General features: G+C 44.1%; 15 protein-coding genes and 1 pseudogene. 11 read left to right on the top strand and 5 right to left on the bottom strand.

Translation table 11 applies throughout. The features are described from left to right. A pseudogene (locus tag PSF31_RS09070) lies at positions 1–635 on the top strand (lipid IV(A) 4-amino-4-deoxy-L-arabinosyltransferase); the annotation flags it as partial. A gap of 66 nt (positions 636–701) precedes the next feature. On the opposite strand, the gene PSF31_RS09075 reads toward PSF31_RS09070, so the two are convergent. From PSF31_RS09075 to PSF31_RS09090, 4 genes are read right to left on the bottom strand one after another with little or no spacing between them, the layout of a single operon-like run. Next, positions 702–878, bottom strand: coding sequence for a hypothetical protein (locus tag PSF31_RS09075; RefSeq protein WP_164561238.1), 177 nt, complete (start codon positions 876–878; stop codon positions 702–704). Further along, a complete protein-coding gene (locus PSF31_RS09080) occupies positions 875–3,979 on the bottom strand; it encodes a MexW/MexI family multidrug efflux RND transporter permease subunit (protein WP_096864569.1) in 3,105 nt (1,034 codons plus the stop codon). Before PSF31_RS09080 ends, PSF31_RS09075 begins: the two co-directional genes overlap by 4 nt. A 10-nt stretch (positions 3,980–3,989) precedes the next feature. Beyond that, on the bottom strand, positions 3,990–5,099 hold the full coding sequence (locus PSF31_RS09085; protein WP_096864570.1) for an efflux RND transporter periplasmic adaptor subunit: 1,110 nt from the start codon (positions 5,097–5,099) through the stop codon (positions 3,990–3,992). Between the two features lie 12 nt (positions 5,100–5,111). Beyond that, positions 5,112–5,540 carry a DoxX family protein gene (locus PSF31_RS09090; protein WP_004261127.1) on the bottom strand — a complete coding sequence of 143 codons (429 nt, stop codon included), beginning with the start codon at positions 5,538–5,540 and terminating at the stop codon, positions 5,112–5,114. Between the two features lie 99 nt (positions 5,541–5,639). On the opposite strand from PSF31_RS09090, the gene soxR reads away from it, so the two are divergent. The 7 genes from soxR (at position 5,640) to PSF31_RS09125 (ending at position 12,368) form a co-directional block, all read left to right on the top strand. Further along, positions 5,640–6,137: a redox-sensitive transcriptional activator SoxR gene (gene soxR / locus PSF31_RS09095; protein WP_096864571.1), complete on the top strand. Its 498-nt coding sequence runs from the start codon at positions 5,640–5,642 to the stop codon at positions 6,135–6,137. A 232-nt stretch (positions 6,138–6,369) separates the two neighbouring features. Continuing rightward, positions 6,370–7,155, top strand: coding sequence for an SDR family oxidoreductase (locus tag PSF31_RS09100; RefSeq protein WP_004261123.1), 786 nt, complete (start codon positions 6,370–6,372; stop codon positions 7,153–7,155). 35 nt (positions 7,156–7,190) lie between these two features. Then, complete coding sequence (locus PSF31_RS09105; RefSeq protein WP_004261122.1) at positions 7,191–8,435, top strand: styrene monooxygenase/indole monooxygenase family protein; 1,245 nt, start codon at positions 7,191–7,193, stop codon at positions 8,433–8,435. Positions 8,436–8,451: 16 nt separating this feature from the next. After that, positions 8,452–8,988, top strand: coding sequence for a flavin reductase family protein (locus PSF31_RS09110; protein WP_232062918.1), 537 nt, complete (start codon positions 8,452–8,454; stop codon positions 8,986–8,988). 13 nt (positions 8,989–9,001) lie between these two features. Then, positions 9,002–9,784: a cyclase family protein gene (locus tag PSF31_RS09115; RefSeq protein WP_096864572.1), complete on the top strand. Its 783-nt coding sequence runs from the start codon at positions 9,002–9,004 to the stop codon at positions 9,782–9,784. Between the two features lie 3 nt (positions 9,785–9,787). Continuing rightward, on the top strand, positions 9,788–11,401 hold the full coding sequence (locus tag PSF31_RS09120; protein ID WP_096864573.1) for a phytoene desaturase family protein: 1,614 nt from the start codon (positions 9,788–9,790) through the stop codon (positions 11,399–11,401). A 70-nt stretch (positions 11,402–11,471) separates the two neighbouring features. Further along, positions 11,472–12,368, top strand: a complete 897-nt coding sequence (locus PSF31_RS09125; protein ID WP_036958342.1) for a SphA family protein — start codon at positions 11,472–11,474, stop codon at positions 12,366–12,368. A gap of 81 nt (positions 12,369–12,449) precedes the next feature. Here PSF31_RS09125 and PSF31_RS09130 read toward each other — a convergent pair whose 3' ends face one another. Further along, the gene (locus PSF31_RS09130) at positions 12,450–13,457 is read right to left on the bottom strand and encodes an AraC family transcriptional regulator (RefSeq protein ID WP_036958341.1); all 1,008 of its coding nucleotides are present in this window, start codon (positions 13,455–13,457) and stop codon (positions 12,450–12,452) included. A 744-nt stretch (positions 13,458–14,201) separates the two neighbouring features. Here PSF31_RS09130 and PSF31_RS09135 point away from each other — a divergent pair. The 3 genes from PSF31_RS09135 to PSF31_RS09145 are packed head-to-tail and all read left to right on the top strand — an operon-like array spanning position 14,202 to position 18,372. Further along, positions 14,202–16,400, top strand: coding sequence for a thiamine pyrophosphate-dependent enzyme (locus PSF31_RS09135; protein WP_094961459.1), 2,199 nt, complete (start codon positions 14,202–14,204; stop codon positions 16,398–16,400). A gap of 9 nt (positions 16,401–16,409) precedes the next feature. Beyond that, complete coding sequence (locus PSF31_RS09140) at positions 16,410–17,939, top strand: indolepyruvate oxidoreductase subunit beta family protein (RefSeq protein WP_096864574.1); 1,530 nt, start codon at positions 16,410–16,412, stop codon at positions 17,937–17,939. A 10-nt stretch (positions 17,940–17,949) separates the two neighbouring features. Further along, the gene (locus PSF31_RS09145; protein ID WP_096864575.1) at positions 17,950–18,372 is read left to right on the top strand and encodes an acyl-CoA thioesterase; all 423 of its coding nucleotides are present in this window, start codon (positions 17,950–17,952) and stop codon (positions 18,370–18,372) included. Positions 18,373–18,388 lie beyond the last annotated feature (16 nt).

Genomic DNA, 18,388 nt, shown 5'->3' on the forward strand with positions numbered 1-18,388 from the left:
TACTGACTGAGAAAAACACACTCACTATTCGTTTGAATGCATTGATTAACACACTGATAGGTGGCGTTATTGCTGGTGGAATTATTGCTTCTGCTTATTACCCTAAACTGAATGTATATCAGGCCGATGAAAGTGGAAAGCTATGGTTAGCCGCTGGCGCATTTATTTTTTGGTTATTGGTTGCGTTGCTTTCTTTCAAACAACGGTTTTGGTATTTAGCCGCAGTGTGTACGGTGGCAATTAGCTTAACGGTAGGGCATGTGATCCCATCTCGTATTGCCAGTAATAATACGCCACAAGAGGTGATTGCGAAGTATCATCACCAGTTAGCTGATAAATCTGTATTGTTAACCAATAATGTCGGGCTAGGCACCACATTGGCATGGGTACTTAAACGTAGTGATATTACGATGCTTCACCAAACTGGGGAATTAGGCTACGGGCTAAAATACCCAGATGCCGCTAATCGGTTTTATAGCTTAAAGCAGTTACCTGATTTATTAAAAAATTATCATTATAAAGATGTGGCGGTGGTCGTAGAAAGTTCTCAGCGTGAATTGTTGGACGCATTACCCGGCAACCCAATTATTATTCGGGAAGGTAATCTTGTTTTAGCTTTTTATGAAGGCCAATAGAGACAGTACGTTGGGATGTTGTTTGATAATAGCCGCCATACCATTTAGGTTTGGCGGCTATTTACATTAGCGTGTAGGCTTATTTAAAGTGCTCGGGTTTGAGGCGGAATGGGATTTTTCCAGACCTGCGGGGAGACCATGATAAATTAATAGCATGGCCATGCTATTGCTCATCGCATTCACTTCCACTTCGTTGACTGTACGGTTGTTACGTTGATGACGGCTAGTTAACGTATTTCTCATTGGGACGTCTCCTCAGTTTCTTTGATTAGGCGATTCGCTTCGGCAAGCTCATAGCGCCTTGGTGTTAGTGCGGTTGCACTATGATTACGGGCTAGCAAGGTATAAATGGTTGGTAAAACAAACAGGGTAAATAATGTGCCAACTAACATACCAGTGACTATCACTAAGCCTAAGCCAAAGCGGCTATTTGCTCCTGCTCCAGTAGCGAATAGCAGAGGAACTAAGCCAATCACCATTGCTGCGGTTGTCATTAGTATTGGGCGTAAACGAATTTGTGCTGCTTTGAGAATGGCATGTCGTCTATCTAACCCTTCATTGGCTTGTAATTCATTGGCAAACTCAACCATCAATATTCCGTGTTTGCTGATTAAGCCAATCAATGTGACTAAGCCGATTTGGGTGTAAATATTTAATGTTGCATAACCAAGTGCCAATGGAATTAACGCACCACAAATTGAAAGTGGAACAGTAATCAAGATAATCAATGGGTCGACTAAACTTTCATATTGTGCCGCTAAGACTAAGTAAATAATGATGAGCGCCGCCATAAAGGCAAAGGCGAGGGTGTTTCCTTCTTGTTTATATTGGCGCGAATCGGATTGCCAGTCATGGCTAAAACCTGCTGGTAGCTCATTGGCAATATTATCTAAATAAGCAACAGCTTGGCCTAATGTGATACCAGGCGCGGGTATTGCTTGGAAAATTGCCGCATTTTGCTGATTAAATTGCGTGAGTTTATTCGGTTCAACTTGGGTATTGATATCAACCACCGTTGACAGTGGGATCATAGTTCCCGCTTCCGATTTCACATAATGGCGTGAAAGGGCTTCCGGTGTTAAGCGTTGGCTACGAATACTTTGAGGGATCACATCATAAGAACGGCCATCCATCCCAAAGCGGTTAATATAGTTTTCCCCCACTAATAAGGTCAGTGATTCCCCGATATCTTGCATACGAATACCTAAGCTATTCGCTTTTGAACGGTTTATGCGGACTTCTACCACTGGGTTGTTGTAGTCGAGGTCACTATCTACCACCATAAACAGACCGCTTTCACGTGCTTGTTGCTTGATCTCTTCCATGGTTTTATAGAGTACCGAATAATCTTGCGGGCTTCTGAGAACCATTTGGATTGGCAAGCCACCCGTTGAACCTGGCAAGGCGGGTAACTGGAAAACGAAAATACTGTTCCCTTCGACATCACCGACGCGCCCTTGTAAGTCACCTTGGATCTCAGATGCGGCGCGATCACGCTGCTCCCATGATGTCAAGTTAGTTCCCCCAAAGCTGGCGGAGGGGCCATCGGTTCCGTTAATAATCCAAGTACTTTCTGTTTCTGGCAACTCCATGAAAACATCATGTAATTTACGCGAAAAACGTTCTACATACTCGAGGTTAGCGTGTTGCGGAGATTTGATCGCCGTTAATACACTAGACTGGTCTTCCACAGGGGCTAATTCACGAGGAGCCGATTGATAAAGCAGTGGTAAGCTAATGAATACACCAACGGCAATAACACCTGTTAACCAACGGTTTTTCAAAGAGAAATTCAATACAATGGTATAGTAATGGGCTAAGGTAGAAAAGAAGGTTTCTGCCATGCGCGCCATACGCCCTTCATTCTGTTTTGAGTTCAACATAAACGAGCTCATTACAGGGGAAAGGGTTAATGCCACAATACCGGAAACAATCACCGCCCCGGCCAACGTGAGTGCGAATTCTTTAAACAAAGCTCCCGTTAAACCTGACATCAGCCCTATTGGAGCATATACCGCCGCCAAGGTGATCGTCATCGCGATAACTGGGCCTGCCACTTCACGAGCACCAATTAAAGCCGCTAAAACCGGTGATTTCCCTTCTTCAATATGGCGATGGACGTTTTCGACCACAACGATAGCATCATCGACGACGAGACCAATTGCTAATACCATGGCCAGTAGCGTCAGTAAGTTAATACTAAACCCAAATGCCATCATGAGTGCGGCTGCACCTAACATAGATAGCGGAATAGCTAAAATTGGGATGATGACGCTGCGAATTGACCCTAAACACAGGTAAATAACCGCAATAACAATCAGTAGCGCTTCAACTAATGTACTAATCACTTGGTCAATAGACGCTTTAATAAAGCGCGAAGTTTCAAATGCCATTTCCACCTTAACACCGGGTGGTAAGGTTTTGGTGATGTCAGGCATTAATTGATTCATGCCGTCAACGATTACTAGAGGGTTACCGGTTGGTGTGGCAAATAAACCAAGATAAATCGCAGGCTCACCATTCATTAAACCACTGGTTTCTGTGGAAGCGGCTCCTAATTCAATGGTTCCCACATCTTTTAAACGTACTAATCCATTGCCGTCGTTGCGGATCACTAGATCACGAAACTCATCGACATTAGTGAGATCGGTATTAACATAGACATTGGAAATCACGAACTCGCCTTTGACTTTACCGGGAGCCGCTTGGTAGTTGTTTTGGCGAACTGCTTGTGCAACATCCGCAGCGGTTAGCCCTCGGCCAGCTAATTTATCGGCATCCAGCCATAAACGCATTGCTAATTGTTGGCCTCCAAAGACTTGAACTTTAGCGACACCATCAATTGAGGAATACATTGGTTCAATGACGCGAGAAATATAGTCTGTCAGGGCGGGAATGGATAAATTGGTGCTGGAAAAACCGATATAAGCAACCGCAGTAGATTCCCCAGAGGAAAGTTCAATCACAGGGTCATAAGCTTCTTTCGGTAATTTATAACGAACTTGGTTCACTTTCGCCATTACTTGCGCAAGGGCTTGAGTGGAGTCTCGGTTAAGTTCCATTCGTACGGTGACAAGGCTACTTCCTTGCACAGAAGAAGAAGACAGATAGTCTACGCCTTCCACAGAGGAAACCGCTTGTGCGATGGGCTGTGTCACAAACCCTTGCATCAATTTAGCTGATGCGCCAGGGTATTGCGTAGTAATGGTGATCGTCGAGCTTTCAAGTTGTGGATATTGGCGAATAGGCAACTTACTCAACGCAAATAAACCAATTAACACAATCAGCGCACTGACCACGAGAGCCAGAACAGGTCGGCGAACAAAAATATCAGTAAATTTCATTACGCCTTCCTTATGAACCTTGAGCCGTATTAGTGACAGGTTCAGACAATGTATCTTGGGCAACAGGGGTGACAGCAGAGCCGTCGTTTAAGCGTAATTGCCCAGAAGTGACGACTTTATCGTTAGCACTTAAGCCGTGTTCTATTTCAATTTTGCCATCCCAACGTTGCCCCGTTTTTACGGACACCCGCTTGACGGTCATCGCATCCCCTTCACCTTGCGTAATAAATACGGTATCGCCATAGGCGGTATACGTAACAGCGGTTTCTGGGATTGTAATGACTTCATTACTGGCTTGGCGTACCACATTCACATTGGCGTACATCCCAGCTTTTAATGTGCCATCGCTATTTTCTAATGTGGCTTGCAGGGCGATAGTACGTGATTTACCAATGAGTGGGTCAATGGCCGTAATACGGGCTGGAAAAGTTTTATTGGGATAAGCATCAACTGTAATATCAACAATTTGGCCTTGATGCAGTTCCGGTGAGGCCTGTTCATCTAAGGAAAAGTTGAGCTTTAAGGTTTTGGTATCCACCAGGCTGGCAATGGCTTCCCCTGGGTTTAAATACTGTCCTTCATGGACTTGGCGAATACCTATCGTACCGTCGAATGGCGCTCGGATCGTCTTTTGCGCAATCAATGCTTGGGTTTGGCGGATCAGGCCTTGGGCAATATCACGTTCAGCACGTGTACTGTCCACTTGAGCCTCTGCCACTAAATGTTGCGCAGATAATGAACGTGTTCTTTCATATAAGCGAGCCGCATTGCGCAACTGTGCTTGGTAACGTGATAAATCAGCTTGTTCAACGGCATCATTGAGTTGCACTAACAATTGGCCTTTTTTGACTTGCTGGCCAGATTCAAATGCAATTTTTGTTATACGGCCATTGGTTTCTGCGGCGACTAAGACTTGGCTGCCAGCTTCTAACTCACCTACACCGTAAAAAGTACGAGGCGCGGTATCTAAGCTAACAGGAGCCAATGCCACTTTTACGGGTGGGTATTGGTAGGCTGCTTGTTCGTCTTCTTCATTTTGTGCATAGGTCGAATAAATCGCGCTACCCGCCCCAACAGCGATCAAAACGGAACAAAGTGTCATTATTGTTTTTTTATTCATTAAATTTTCCTTCTATTTCTGCGTCTTTAACGCGAAATAAAGACCTCGAAAATGCCCTGCAATGGCGATAGCGATTAAGCCCCCAATAACAGCGATATGTTCAATTGCCCAAAACATGGCGATTTGAGCTTGTTCTCCCGTGTAGCTCCAAAAGGTGTGGACAACCACAATAGTGAGGAACAAAAACACGGCTAACGCGCCAGTTCCAAGCCATAAAAGACGGTTAAATAGCACAAGAACAGAGCCAATTAACATGACAGCAGCAGAAGCAATATTGAAAAACCAATCTGGGTGAAGACCAGCGGCACGCATTTCGGCCAGACTATTTTCATAATCAAAAACTTTGGCTAAACCAGATGAAATAAATAAGACCAAGACTAGTAAGCGAGCAATAACCCATAAGCTATTGCTTTCTAACATTTTGGTAATCACCGATGGCATAAACCTATCCCCTTTTAAAAAATAACCTCAATTGACAAACTAGCAGGGTGGCACTATAAAACCTTAAGTTAAGTTGAGGTCAAGCAAAGGTGAGCTAAAATGGCGGACAAAGACACAAAAACGATAAAACCTCAGAAGAACGAGGGGAAAAAAATTGATTTTACTCGGGCATTAACGGTGGGCGAAGTGGCAAAACGCTCGGGAGTGCCTGTTTCTACAGTCCATTTTTATGAATCAAAGGGGCTAATTCAAAGTACACGAACTCAAGGGAATCAGCGACGATTTCACTCTGTTGTACTTCGTTACATCGCCATTATTAAGGTTGCACAAAGTACGGGGATCCCACTACATGAAATTCAAGAGGCATTGGGGCGTTTTCCTGCAAATAGCGCGCTAACTTCGGAGCAATGGAAGGAGATGTCGACGCAATGGCGTAAATCTTTAGATAAGCGTATTCGGCAACTGACACGTTTACGTAATGAGTTGGATAACTGTATTGGTTGTGGTTGCTTATCACTCAGTGACTGTCCGCTGCGCAATCCTGATGATATACTTGGTAGGAAAGGCCCTGGTGCCCGTATTTTAGAACGTCCATAAGTTATTTTATTAATTTCTGCGATTAATCATACTTTTCATTATTTGGATAGCCACTGCTGAAAGTGGCTATTTAACGATTTATATCATCACCTTACTATTTAAATTACCGCACATAATGGATATTTCTTGCGCCCATCGGCTACCCCTTTTCAGCATATTTGCGTAACTATTCGTTATGTTAATTTTTTGTGAGCTCATTGTAACTAAATGAGAGAAAAAGAGGGTGACAAAGATGAAAGGCTTGAATAATAAGATTGCCATTGTGACTGGGGGAGCGACCAAAATTGGTGCAACCGTTGCGAAGGTATTAAGTGATTACGGCGTTAAAGTCACGATTTTTGACATTGATACCTTGAATGGTGAAAAGGTAGCTCAAAGTGAGCCCAATATTGATTTTCTTCCTGTCGATATCACTGACGACCAACAACTTAAACAAGGCATTGACCGTGTTGCGCAAAAATATGGGCAACTCGATTTTTTAGTTAATCTGGCCGCCACTTATCTTGATGAAGGCCAGTTATCTACAAGGCAGGATTGGCTCACTGCGTTGAATATTAATGTGGTGAGTGCAGTGATGGCTGCGCAGCTTGCAAAAGTACATTTCGCAAAATCGGGTAAAGGTGCCATCGTCAATTTTACCAGTATTTCTTCTTCTGTCGCCCAAACTGGTCGTTGGCTCTACCCTGCATCTAAAGCCACCATGTTAGAGGTAACTCGCAGCCAAGCAATGGATTATGCGGCTGAAGGAATTCGTGTAAATTCCGTTTCCCCCGGGTGGACTTGGTCCCGAGTTATGGATGAAATCACAGGGGGAGACCGCCAAAAAACAGACCGTGTTGCTGCTGATTACCACTTATTAAAGCGCGTTGGTGACCCAGAAGAAGTCGCTCAAGTTGTCGCGTTCCTACTTTCTGATTTGGCCAGCTTTGTTACAGGTGCGGATTACGCTGTCGATGGCGGTTACTCCGCTATGGGGCCTGAACAGGCTAAACCGGCAATTCCCCGTCTTGCTGAATAAGACACCATTTTAACTATTTTGTAGAGGAAAATACTATGCGCCGTATTGCTATCGTCGGTGGTGGTCAAGCGGGTATGCCATTAGCTTTGGGTCTACTCAATAAAGGTTATGAAGTCACTGTTGCAACAAACCGCACTCCAGATGACGTTAAAAATGGCCGAGTGATGTCGAGCCAGTGCATGTTCGATATTTCACTGCAATTTGAACGTGATTTAGGCATTAATTTTTGGGAAGAACAGTGTCCGCCGGTTGAAGGAATTGGTTTTACAGTTCCTCATCCCGAAAAAGCGGGGGAAAAAGTAATTTCTTGGCGTTCACGTCTCGATAATTATGCCCAAGCTGTCGACCAACGTATCAAAATGCCTTACTGGATGGAGTTATTTGCAGCTCGTGGCGGTAATTTACGCATTGAAGATGTTGGTATTGCAGAACTGGAACGCTTAGCGCAAACACACGATTTAGTCGTGTTAGCGGGTGGAAAAGGGGAAATTGTTAAACTGCTTGAGCGCGATGCCTCCCGCTCACCTTATGACAAACCACAACGGGCCTTGGCACTGACTTATGTGCATGGCATGTTACCAACGCCAGAGTATTCACAAGTTTCTTTCAACTTAATACCCGGTGTTGGTGAGTATTTTGTGTTCCCATCACTGACGAATAGTGGTGATTGCCACATTATGGTGTTTGAAGGGATCCCCGGTGGGCCTATGGATCAGTGGAATGAAGCTCGTACTCCACAGGAACACTTGGCATACAGTAAAAAAATACTCAATACCTATTTACCTTGGGAAGCAGAACGTTGTCATAATGTTGAGTTAACTGATGATAATGGCATCTTAGCCGGAAGATTTGCACCAACAGTGAGAAAACCAGTGTTAACTTTACCATCAGGTAACATTGTGTTTGGTTTAGGAGATGCGTTAGTCACCAATGACCCACTAACGGGTCAAGGTTCGAATAACGCTACCAAGGCTTGTAAAGTCTATTATGACGCTATTTTAGCCCATGGTGACAAACCTTACACTGCAAAGTGGATGAATGACACATTTGAGCAGTTCTGGAAGTATGGTCGCCATGTTGTGGAATGGACCAATTCCTTACTCGCCCCACCTGAGCCGCATATTTTACACTTATTGGATGCAGCCCAGCAGCTGCCATCCCTCGCACATACCATTGCTAATGCCTTTAATTACCCGCCCGTATTATTCCCTTGGTGGAAAGATGAGGCTGCTTGTGAGGCGTATATTCAGTCGCAAATGATGGAAGAAGCTCGAGCTTAATGGGGGAGATATCAATATGTCTATGGTTGCAGAGGATATAGCCATGTGTGATAGCGAATGGGGCCAGACTGAATTTGAATCAAAGATACTGCGTAATCTGTTGGGATGTTACCCAACAGGCGTGGCGATTGTTACCACCCGAACTGCAGATGGCCGTGATGTTGGGTTAACTATCAACTCATTTGCGTCGTTATCACTTGACCCACCATTAGTGCTATGGAGCTTAGTGAATCATTCACCAAACCTAGCGGTATTTCGTGATTGTACTCATTTTACTATCAATATATTAGGCCACGGACACCAAGAACTAGCGATGCGTTTTGCGAACCCACGTATCGAAAATAAATTTGCAGATGTGGCTACCCACCTAACACCAGAAGGCGTTCCTGCATTGCATGGTGCTATTGCCACATTGGTGTGCGAAAACCATAAGCAAGACACGATTGGTGACCACTTATTAATGGTGGGGCATGTTCGCCGTATCGGTAGTGAAGCGGGTAAACCGTTAGTGTTCCATGGCGGTAGTTTTACTGCATTACATGAAGCGCCTTAAGGAGGGAGTGACTATGAACCAGCAAATTTTAATGACATTCGCGACACAATTGCAGCAAGGGAACATCCAAGTTATCGACCTGACACAAACCTTATCGCCTTCATTTCCGGCACTGCAATTACCTGAACAATTTGGGCAAGTTTGGTCATTTAACATGGAACAAATTTCTCGCTACGACGATAACGGCCCTGCATGGTATTGGAATAATTTTAGTTGCGGAGAACATACCGGCACGCATTTTGATGCACCAATTCACTGGATCAGTGGCAAAGACCAAATCAATAACACCGTTGATACTATTCCAGTGGAAAACTTTGTAGCGCCAGCCGTTGTGGTAGATGCCAGTGCGGAAGTGGCTCAAAACCCTGATTGGGTGTTAACTGTAGAGTTTTTGCAAAAATGGGAAGAAAAGCACGGCACAATTCCTAAAGCAGCTTGGGTACTTTTCAGAACGGATTGGTCGAAAAAGGCGAATGACCCGGTTGCCTATGTAAGTATGCGTGAAAATGGTGCACACACGCCCGGACCATCGCAAGAAGCGGTGGAATGGCTTATTCATCAGCGTGATGTCAAAGGGTTTGGCGTTGAAACCATCAATACAGATGCAGGGCAATCATACAGTTGGCCAGTACCTTACCCTTGCCATACTTTAATGCATGGTCACAATAAATATGGCCTGCAATGTTTAACGAACCTCGACAAACTGCCTGCGACAGGTGTCGTGATTGTTGCTGCGCCACTTAAAATTGAAGGTGGTTCTGGCAGCCCATTACGTGTACTCGCACTTGTGGGGTGAGGTATGACAGCAAGCTCAACTCCTCAAGTGATAGTCGTGGGCAGTGGAATGAATTCCTTGATGTGTGCAGCCTTGTTGGCAGTACGTGGAAAATCAGTCCTCGTTCTTGAGCGAAATGACCGCTTAGGGGGCTGTATCCGCACTGAGAATTTGTTTGAGGGCTATACCCACGATTTACTTTCTTGCTGGTACTCCTTATTTGTTGGTAGCCCTGGGTACCAAGAGCTCGAACCCTATTTAAAGCAGTATGGATTAGAATTTGCTCAATGTGATTATTCAACGGGGTTAGTGCAACCGGATGGTCAATCGATTGCGTTAAAACGAGATATTTCTGAAGCGGCTAAGCAACTCGACCAGTTGGCTCCGGGGGATGGCCTTGCATTTCGTAAGATGGCGGAACAGCTATTTACGCAAGATGCAGCGCTTACATTTGGCCTATTAGGGCAAAACCCATATAGCGCCAATATGCTGAAATTATTATTTTCAGAATGGCGAAAACGTGGAGTCGATGGCTTGCTTGATTTTGCAAAAGCAGGAATAGAAAGCTTTCGCCGTTGGTCAGAACGTGAATTACAGCACGACTTTAGCCGAGCTTTGATGGCGCCATGGGTATTACATACCGGACTTGGGCCGGATGAAGCCAGTTCTGCATTAATTGGGAAATTAACCTTTGCGGCGGTGGTGGCTGGCGGTATGCCAGTGGTGAAAGGCGGCAGTGCTCGTATCGTGGAGGCTTTTGCGAAGGTTATTGAAGCGCATGGTGGCCAGCTAAAAACGGGTATGAATGTTGAAAAAATCATCACTACAGGTGAGGGGAGAAACCAACGAGCAACAGGAGTGATGGCGAATGGGCAAATCATTGCTGCGTCTGAAAGCGTAGTTTGTAACGTTACCCCAACGCAGCTGTATGGGTCATTACTCGAAAATACTTCACTGCAAGTGAGGGAAAAAGCGAGAGGTTACCGTTATGGGCGTGCGGGTATGCAAATTCATTTTGCTTTAAGCGCCCCTCCCCCTTGGTGTAATCCTGAACTGTTAAATGTACCACTGGTTCATTTCACTGAAAGCATGGAGCAAGTGTGTTTATCGGTGACACAGGCAAATAATGGTTATTTACCAGATAAACCGACATTTGGTATTGGCCAACCTACCGCGCTCGATCCCAGTCGAGCCCCAGAAGGAGGGTGGATCTTATGGATCCAAATGCAAGAGTTGCCTCGAGTGTTAAAGGGGGACTCTGCTGGTGAAATTTCAGTACCGGATGACGGGGGTTGGGATGAGCAAGTGCGAGAGGCTGTTGCAGATCGAATTCAACAGCGCTTAGAGCTGGTAATGCCTGGCTTTTCTAATTTGATAGTGGGGCGCAAGGCAATTTCTCCCGCCGACCTAGAAAATTATAACTGTAACCTTGTTGGTGGTGACCCTTATTCAGGAACTTGTTCACCTGATCAGTTCTTCTGGTTGCGGCCTTTTGCTGCGACTGGCCAGACGAAAACGCATCAAACCGCAGTCAAAAACCTTTTTCATATTGGCGCCTCAACCCACCCCGGTCCGGGTTTAGGTGGTGGTTCAGGTTACCTTGTTGCACAAAAATTAGCAGTCAAACGCAGGACATAATAAATCAGCAAAGGATTTGTGACTTAACAGGTAAAGCACACACAGTAAGCAACCCACTATGGCAGGAAACATGATGAAAAAAACAACAATCGGTAAGCTTGTAGCAGGTTCGTGTCTCAGCATATTTTCGTTTGGTGCGATTGCCACCGAAGGTGGCGGTTTAGGGGTATACCCCGATGGGCTAGAAAACTTTATGTCAGGTGCATTGCCACCGCAAGGGGTACATGTACTGGTGTATGGTGGAAATGCACATTATGACAGTATTCGCGATAACAAAGGCGATAAGATCCCTGTTCCGGGGTTTAGCGTCAATGTGAACGTACTCGCTCCTCGACTTATTTGGGTAACTGACCAAAAAGTCTTTGGTGGTGATCTGGCTTTTCATACGATTGTGCCACTATTGGATGTGACTGCAAAAGCGGCGGGGCAAAAAGATACCAGCCGCGGCCTCGGTGATATTACATTTGGCCCCGCATTAGGGTTTCATCCATCAGCCGATTTGCATTATGTGGTTGGGCTAGATGCGTATGCTCCAACAGGTAAATACAGCAAAACAGACCCATCAAGTTTAGGTAAGAATTATTGGGCGCTGCAACCAGTTTGGGCAATCAGTTATATTCCACCTGTTGGTGTAAATGCGGATTTGAAGATGATGTATGACTTTAACTTCCGCAATAACGATACGAAAACACGTTCAGGGCAAGCATTTCACGCTGATTATGCACTAGGTTGGGGGTTCGGCAATGGTTGGGTGGCAGGTATTGGGGGCTATGCATTTTGGCAAACGACAGATGATAGCGGACCAAATTCAGCTCAAGGAAAAGCTCGAGCCTATTCTATTGGGCCTTCAATTCGCTATGCTAACCCGCAAGGGTGGCTATTTACTGCTAAATGGGAAAAGGATTTTGAAGTCAGAAACCGTCCAGAAGGTTCCCAAATTTATTTGAAGGCATCGATACCTTTTTAAACACGTTTGTATATCAAAACCCCATATTGGTATTACATAACAATATGGGGGGGTATTTCTAAGAAAGTGATGATTGGGAATTTAGGCTTTTTTCATACTCTGACTTGGAGTTTCACCATAGCGTTGTTTGTAATCTGCACTAAAGCGACCCATATGGGCAAATCCCCAACGTAAAGCTACCCCAGTGACGCTAGTTGCTTCCCCTGAAAGGAGCTCTGCTCGAACACGTTCCATCCGTAAATCACGTAGATACTGCATTGGGCTGATATCTAAGAACTCTTTAAAACCAGCATATAAACTGCGTAAGCTGACGCCTGCAATATGAGCTAGCTGCTCAACAGTGATAGGTTCATGGGCGTGTGCTTCTAAATATTCTTGCACTCTGCGTACGTGACGAGGACGAATTGTTGACCTTCGCATGCCTGAGTCTTCGATATAATTATGGCCTTGGGTAGAAAGTAAAGTGACAGAAACCAATTGTTCAACTTGAGTGGTGATCAATTTATGTTGTAAGAGATCGGGCGCGCGAGTTGCGCATTCAATCAGGTAATTCATTAAAGTGCGCCATGCAATGCAAGATTGCCAAGCAAAACCCAACTCAAAAACTAACGGTTTATCTAAAGTATGCCCTAGTTGGCCTACTAAGGATCTTTCGAGTAAAGAACGGGAAATGCGTAACATAAATTGATCGTTATCGCTATTCCAACGCATTATTGTTGATTCTTCAGGGCTAAGAAGTGAGGCCATCTGAGGAGTTGATTCAATACATTTTCCACCACTTTCGATGACTGCTGTACCTGATAGAGGCATTTGAACCAAAAAAAAGTCCTGTAGTTGCCCTGGAATAATGGAGACATCGGCACCATAGCGTAAGCGGCTTAGAGAAATATCCCCCATAGGAATATAGTGCATACGAGCATCAAGGCGTTGATGTGGATTAAGTAAGTTAAATTGATGTGGCTTCATGACTCGACCAACCATCGATTTAATCTCTTCAGGGTCAGCTGAGGTAAATAATAAACGCTCTGAAGAACAGAGCTGATTTTCAATCTGAGATGCAGATGAATGGGACCACGAGTTGCTCAACATCGGAGGTTCCTCCAAAATGATTTGCCAGCCCTGCTTTATAGAATAACCAAAATAGGGCCCGACTAATATTGCTTGTTATGTGTTTTTCTCAGTAAATTCAATTTATTATAATATTTTGCAATGATTTATTATATTAGGGAGGAATGCTTTCCATTTAAGTCAAATGAAGCCTTCCTTTTTGTTAACATTTTATTGACTATTTTTTAACTAGTCATGAGTTGAACATAACATAAACAAATTTTCTTACCTAGATAAAAACATGCAGAAACTATCCTAAAACTGCAAAAAAATAGAAACTATGCGGTTGTTGTGATAGCGATAACAATATAAAAAATAAAGTTATTTTTATTTCAATAACAGTAAAATATATATGATTTTTCATATTAAATTTTATGTTTACCTATCTTTTTCTTATTTAATTAATGTAATGCTCTAATTAATTATTTTATGGCGATGTTTTTTTCTGATTTGTTTGCTTTTGTGAGGCCTATTTTCTATTTAAACATGCTATTCAGTATTTTTTATTTATTTTATTGATCTTTTTTTTCTACGCTATTTGGCGGAAAAACTAATTTTCTAGTTGTTTTAACTCACTATTTGTCCCTTATCTGCAAGCCTTATCCACTCTCTGCATAAATCTAATTTACATGATTAATCATGGATTGACCTGTTATTAACAAAAGATATACAAATAATAAACACAAAAAAGATAAAAACGTTCTGATGTTGATTGGTGAGGTTAAAATGGCTGAGCGATCGTTTGTACAAGAAGTTCAAAAATTACGGCAAGGGCAAGGTGAAACCTTCAGTGGTGAAGGGATCCTTGCTGTTACAAAAGCGCTATTAGAGTCGGGTGTATCTTATGTTGCGGGATATCAAGGTGCTCCTATCTCCCATTTGATGGATGTCCTTGCTGATGCACAAGATATTTTATCTGAATATGGTATTCGCTTTGAAAATAGCGCAAGTGAAGCAACTGCAGCGGCAACCTTAGCAGCCTCAGTTAATTATCCACTACGAGGAGCTGTGACTTTTAAAGCAACAGTGGGGACGAATGTCGCATCTGATGCCTTAGCTAACTTAGCTTCGGGTGGTGTGTTAGGTGGTGCTTTAATTATTGTTGGTGAAGACTATGGTGAGGGCTCTTCTATTATGCAAGAGCGTAGCCATGCTTTTGCGATGAAATCGCAGATGTGGTTGCTTGACCCTCGGCCCAATTTACCGTCTATCGTTCAAGCCGTGAAAGATGGTTTTGAGCTCTCTGAAGCCAGTAATACACCCGTTATGTTACAAATGCGTATTCGTTCTTGTCACGTTCACGGGCAATTTGTTTGCGCAGATAATCAGCGCCCTAAATTTACCGTCAAAGATGCGCTTGAGAACCCAACTCGAGACGTCAGTCGCATAGTATTACCCCCTGCTAGTTTCTTACATGAAAAAGAAAAAATTGAAGCTCGCTGGCCCGCTGCAATTAAATTTATTCAACAACATGAGTTAAATGAATTTTTTTCAGAAGACTCGGATGATGTTGGAATTGCGCTACAAGGCGGTTGTTACAACACGTTGATCCGCGCATTAAATCAGCTAGGGCTAGCGGATGTTTTTGGTAATAGCCAAATTCCTTTATATGTGATGAATGTGGCTTATCCATTGATTGACGATGAATTTGAACGCTTTTGTCGTCATAAAAAAGCCATTCTAGTTTTGGAAGAAGGCCAGCCAAATTTTGTTGAGCAAAATGTGGCGAATATTTTGCGTCAACGCAAGATTGATATTGCCCTGCATGGTAAGGATATGCTGCCAATGGCGGGGGAATATAATACTGCAACAGTGCTTGCGGGTTTACGTTCGTTTTTTGAATGCTATGGAAAGATAGCTCCACAAGTCAAAGCGGCTGCAAAACAGATTCGTATTCCAACGATTAATATTGCCACTCAAAAATCTGAAGAATCTTTACCTGAATACGTGAATGCAGCAGAGCCAACATTAGATGAATCTGTCCATGCGCGCCCACCAGGGTTTTGTACAGGTTGCCCGGAAAGGCCTATTTTCACTGCGATGAAGTTGGTAGAGCGTGAATTAGGCGAACATCATGTGAGTGCGGATATCGGCTGTCATTTATTTTCTATTCTACCGCCCTTTAATTTGGGGAATACCACCATGGGCTATGGGCTAGGAGGCGCAGGGGCTGCGGCTTTGAATGCAAAGGCTGGGAAACGCGCGATTTCAGTGATGGGAGATGGGGGGTTCTGGCATAACGGTTTAACCAGTGGTATTGCCAATAGTGTTTTTAACCGTAGTGATAACTTAACTATTGTGGTTGATAACAGCTATACCTCTGCGACAGGAGGGCAAGATATTCTCTCTTCGACAGCGTTGAATCCAACCCGTAGTACTGGTCATGAAATTGAAAAAGCGGTGAAAGGGGTGGGTGTTAATTGGGTGAAAACCATTAAACACACCTATGACTTAAAAACCATGACAAATACGTTACGTGAAGCTTTAACAACCGATGAGCAAGGGCCCAAGGTTCTGATTGCGCAAAGCGAATGTATGTTGAACAAACAACGCCGCGAAAAGAAAAAAGTGCGTAGTGATGTTGCCGCAGGCAAACGAGTGGTACGTGAGCGTTTTGGTGTCGACCCTGATACCTGTACCGGGGATCACTCTTGTATTCGTTTATCTGGTTGCCCGTCTTTATCAATTAAACCAAGCCAAGACCCATTAAGAACAGACCCGGTTGCAACAGTGATGGATAGCTGTGTCGGTTGTGGGCTATGTGGTGAAGTCTCTCACGCTGCTGTCTTGTGCCCTTCTTTTTTTAAAGCTCAAATTATTACTAACCCTAATGGTTGGGACAAATTGCGCCATCGTGTACGCGGTTGGTTTATTGGCTATTTACAGCGTCGTGACGCACGTCGTCGTGAACAATTTAGTTTCTAAGGGGGATGCATGAATTCTTTATCAACTGCATTACCATCAACAAAAGTCGCATTACAGCCGATTAAAATTGCCATTTTAGCCATGGGCGGCGAAGGCGGTGGAGTCCTTGCCGACTGGGTTGTCAACCTAGGTGAAGAAAACGGTTATTTTGCTCAAACGACTTCAGTGCCTGGCGTGGCACAGCGCACGGGGGCAACAATTTATTATGTGGAATTATTCCCAGGTGCTGATAACCCACAAACCCCTTTTCCTGTATTAGCTCTTATGCCGATGCCCGGTGATGTTGATGTTGTTTTGGCCTCTGAGTTAATGGAAGCAGGCAGAGCAGTACAGCGCGGCTTTGTTACCCCAGAGCGCACAACATTGATTAGTTCAACACACCGTGTTTACTCTATCGCGGAAAAATCAGCCATGGGTGATGGGCGAGTCGATAGCCAAGCATTAATTCGCCACACTGCTGCATCTGCGCGCCAGTTTATTCACTTTGATATGGCACAAGCAGCACAAAAAAGTGGCAGTGTGATTAGTGCTGTTTTATTTGGAGCACTGTTTGGTTCCGGTGTTTTGCCATTTAGCCGCGCACAATTTGAAGAAACGATTGTACGTGGAGGTGTTGGCGTAAAGCCAAGCTTGCGAGCGTTTACATTAGGAGCAGAAAAAGCGACTAAACCCGAAGATGCATATCAGCCGGAGTCCACAAAGAACACCGTATATTCACCAAAAAATAAGCAGGTATCGCAACTATTAGCTCGTATCCAACATGAATTCTCTCCTCATGTGCAGTATCTCGTGACTGAAGGGACTCGCCGACTTATAGACTACCAAGACCCTGCCTATGCCACTTTATATTTGGATCGCCTCAATAACCTCTTTGCGCAAGATGGCGGGCAAGATGAGCGTTTGCAACGTGCGCTTGCGCGCCACTTAGCCCTTTGGATGTCCTATGAAGACACCATCCGGGTGGCTGACCTTAAAATTCGTGATAGCCGCTTTTCTCGCGTTCGCAATGAAGTACAGGCAAAAGATAATCAATTATTGGAGATCAATGAATTTATGCATCCAAGAATTGAAGAAATTTGCGAAACGCTTCCCAAAAATTTAGGTCGTTGGTTAATGCGTCCACATTGGTTACACAAAGCGCTTCGCAAAATGACCGAAAAGGGGCGCACGATCACTACCAGTTCTTTATTAGGTTTTTTACAGTTGTATCTATTAGCCGCATGGCGAAAAGGCCGACGTTCGACGTTACGTTATCAACTAGAAACGCAGCGCATTGAAAAGTGGTTAGCTGCTGTAATTAAAGCAGCGAAAGCTAACCCTGCACTTGCAACCGAAATTACCGAATGTCAACGCGTGGTTAAGGGGTATAGCGACACTCATGCGAGAGGGTTGCGTAATTTTAAAATCTTAATGGACATCGTTGCGCAGCAAGGTAACAAACTCACCCCCATTAATTTACGTGAACTGCGTGAAGCCGCATTGGCTGACGAACATGGGAAAGAATTGGAAAAATGCCGTCAACGTTTAGCTATGAATTAAGGATAACATCATGAGTTTACTGATATTTACTAAGCCACATAAAATTCACTTTTCGGAGTGTGACCCCGCAGGGATTGTGTTTTACCCCCAGTATTTCGTGATGTTTAACAATTTACTTGAACGTTGGGTTGATGAATTAGTCCCTCAAGGCTTTGCGGGTTACATCATGGAACAACGCTTTGGCTTGCCGACAGTACACCTAGAAGCGGAGTTCAAGGCCATTAGCAAAATGGGGGATAACGTGATGTTAGAGCTACATGTACAGCGTATTGGTCGCAAGTCTCTGACGTTACATCAACGCTGTGTCAGTGTTGATGGAGTACTGCGCATGCAAGTGACGCAAACCTATGTGACAACATCATTAGAAACGCATCAAGCAATCCCTATCCCAGACGCCTTGTATCAGGCATTAACCGCTCAGCAACCAGTGTAAGTAAAGGAGAAGTTCC

Origin of the sequence: Providencia sp. PROV156 (assembly GCF_028480905.1) — a bacterium.
In the GTDB taxonomy this organism is placed as follows: domain Bacteria; phylum Pseudomonadota; class Gammaproteobacteria; order Enterobacterales; family Enterobacteriaceae; genus Providencia; species Providencia hangzhouensis.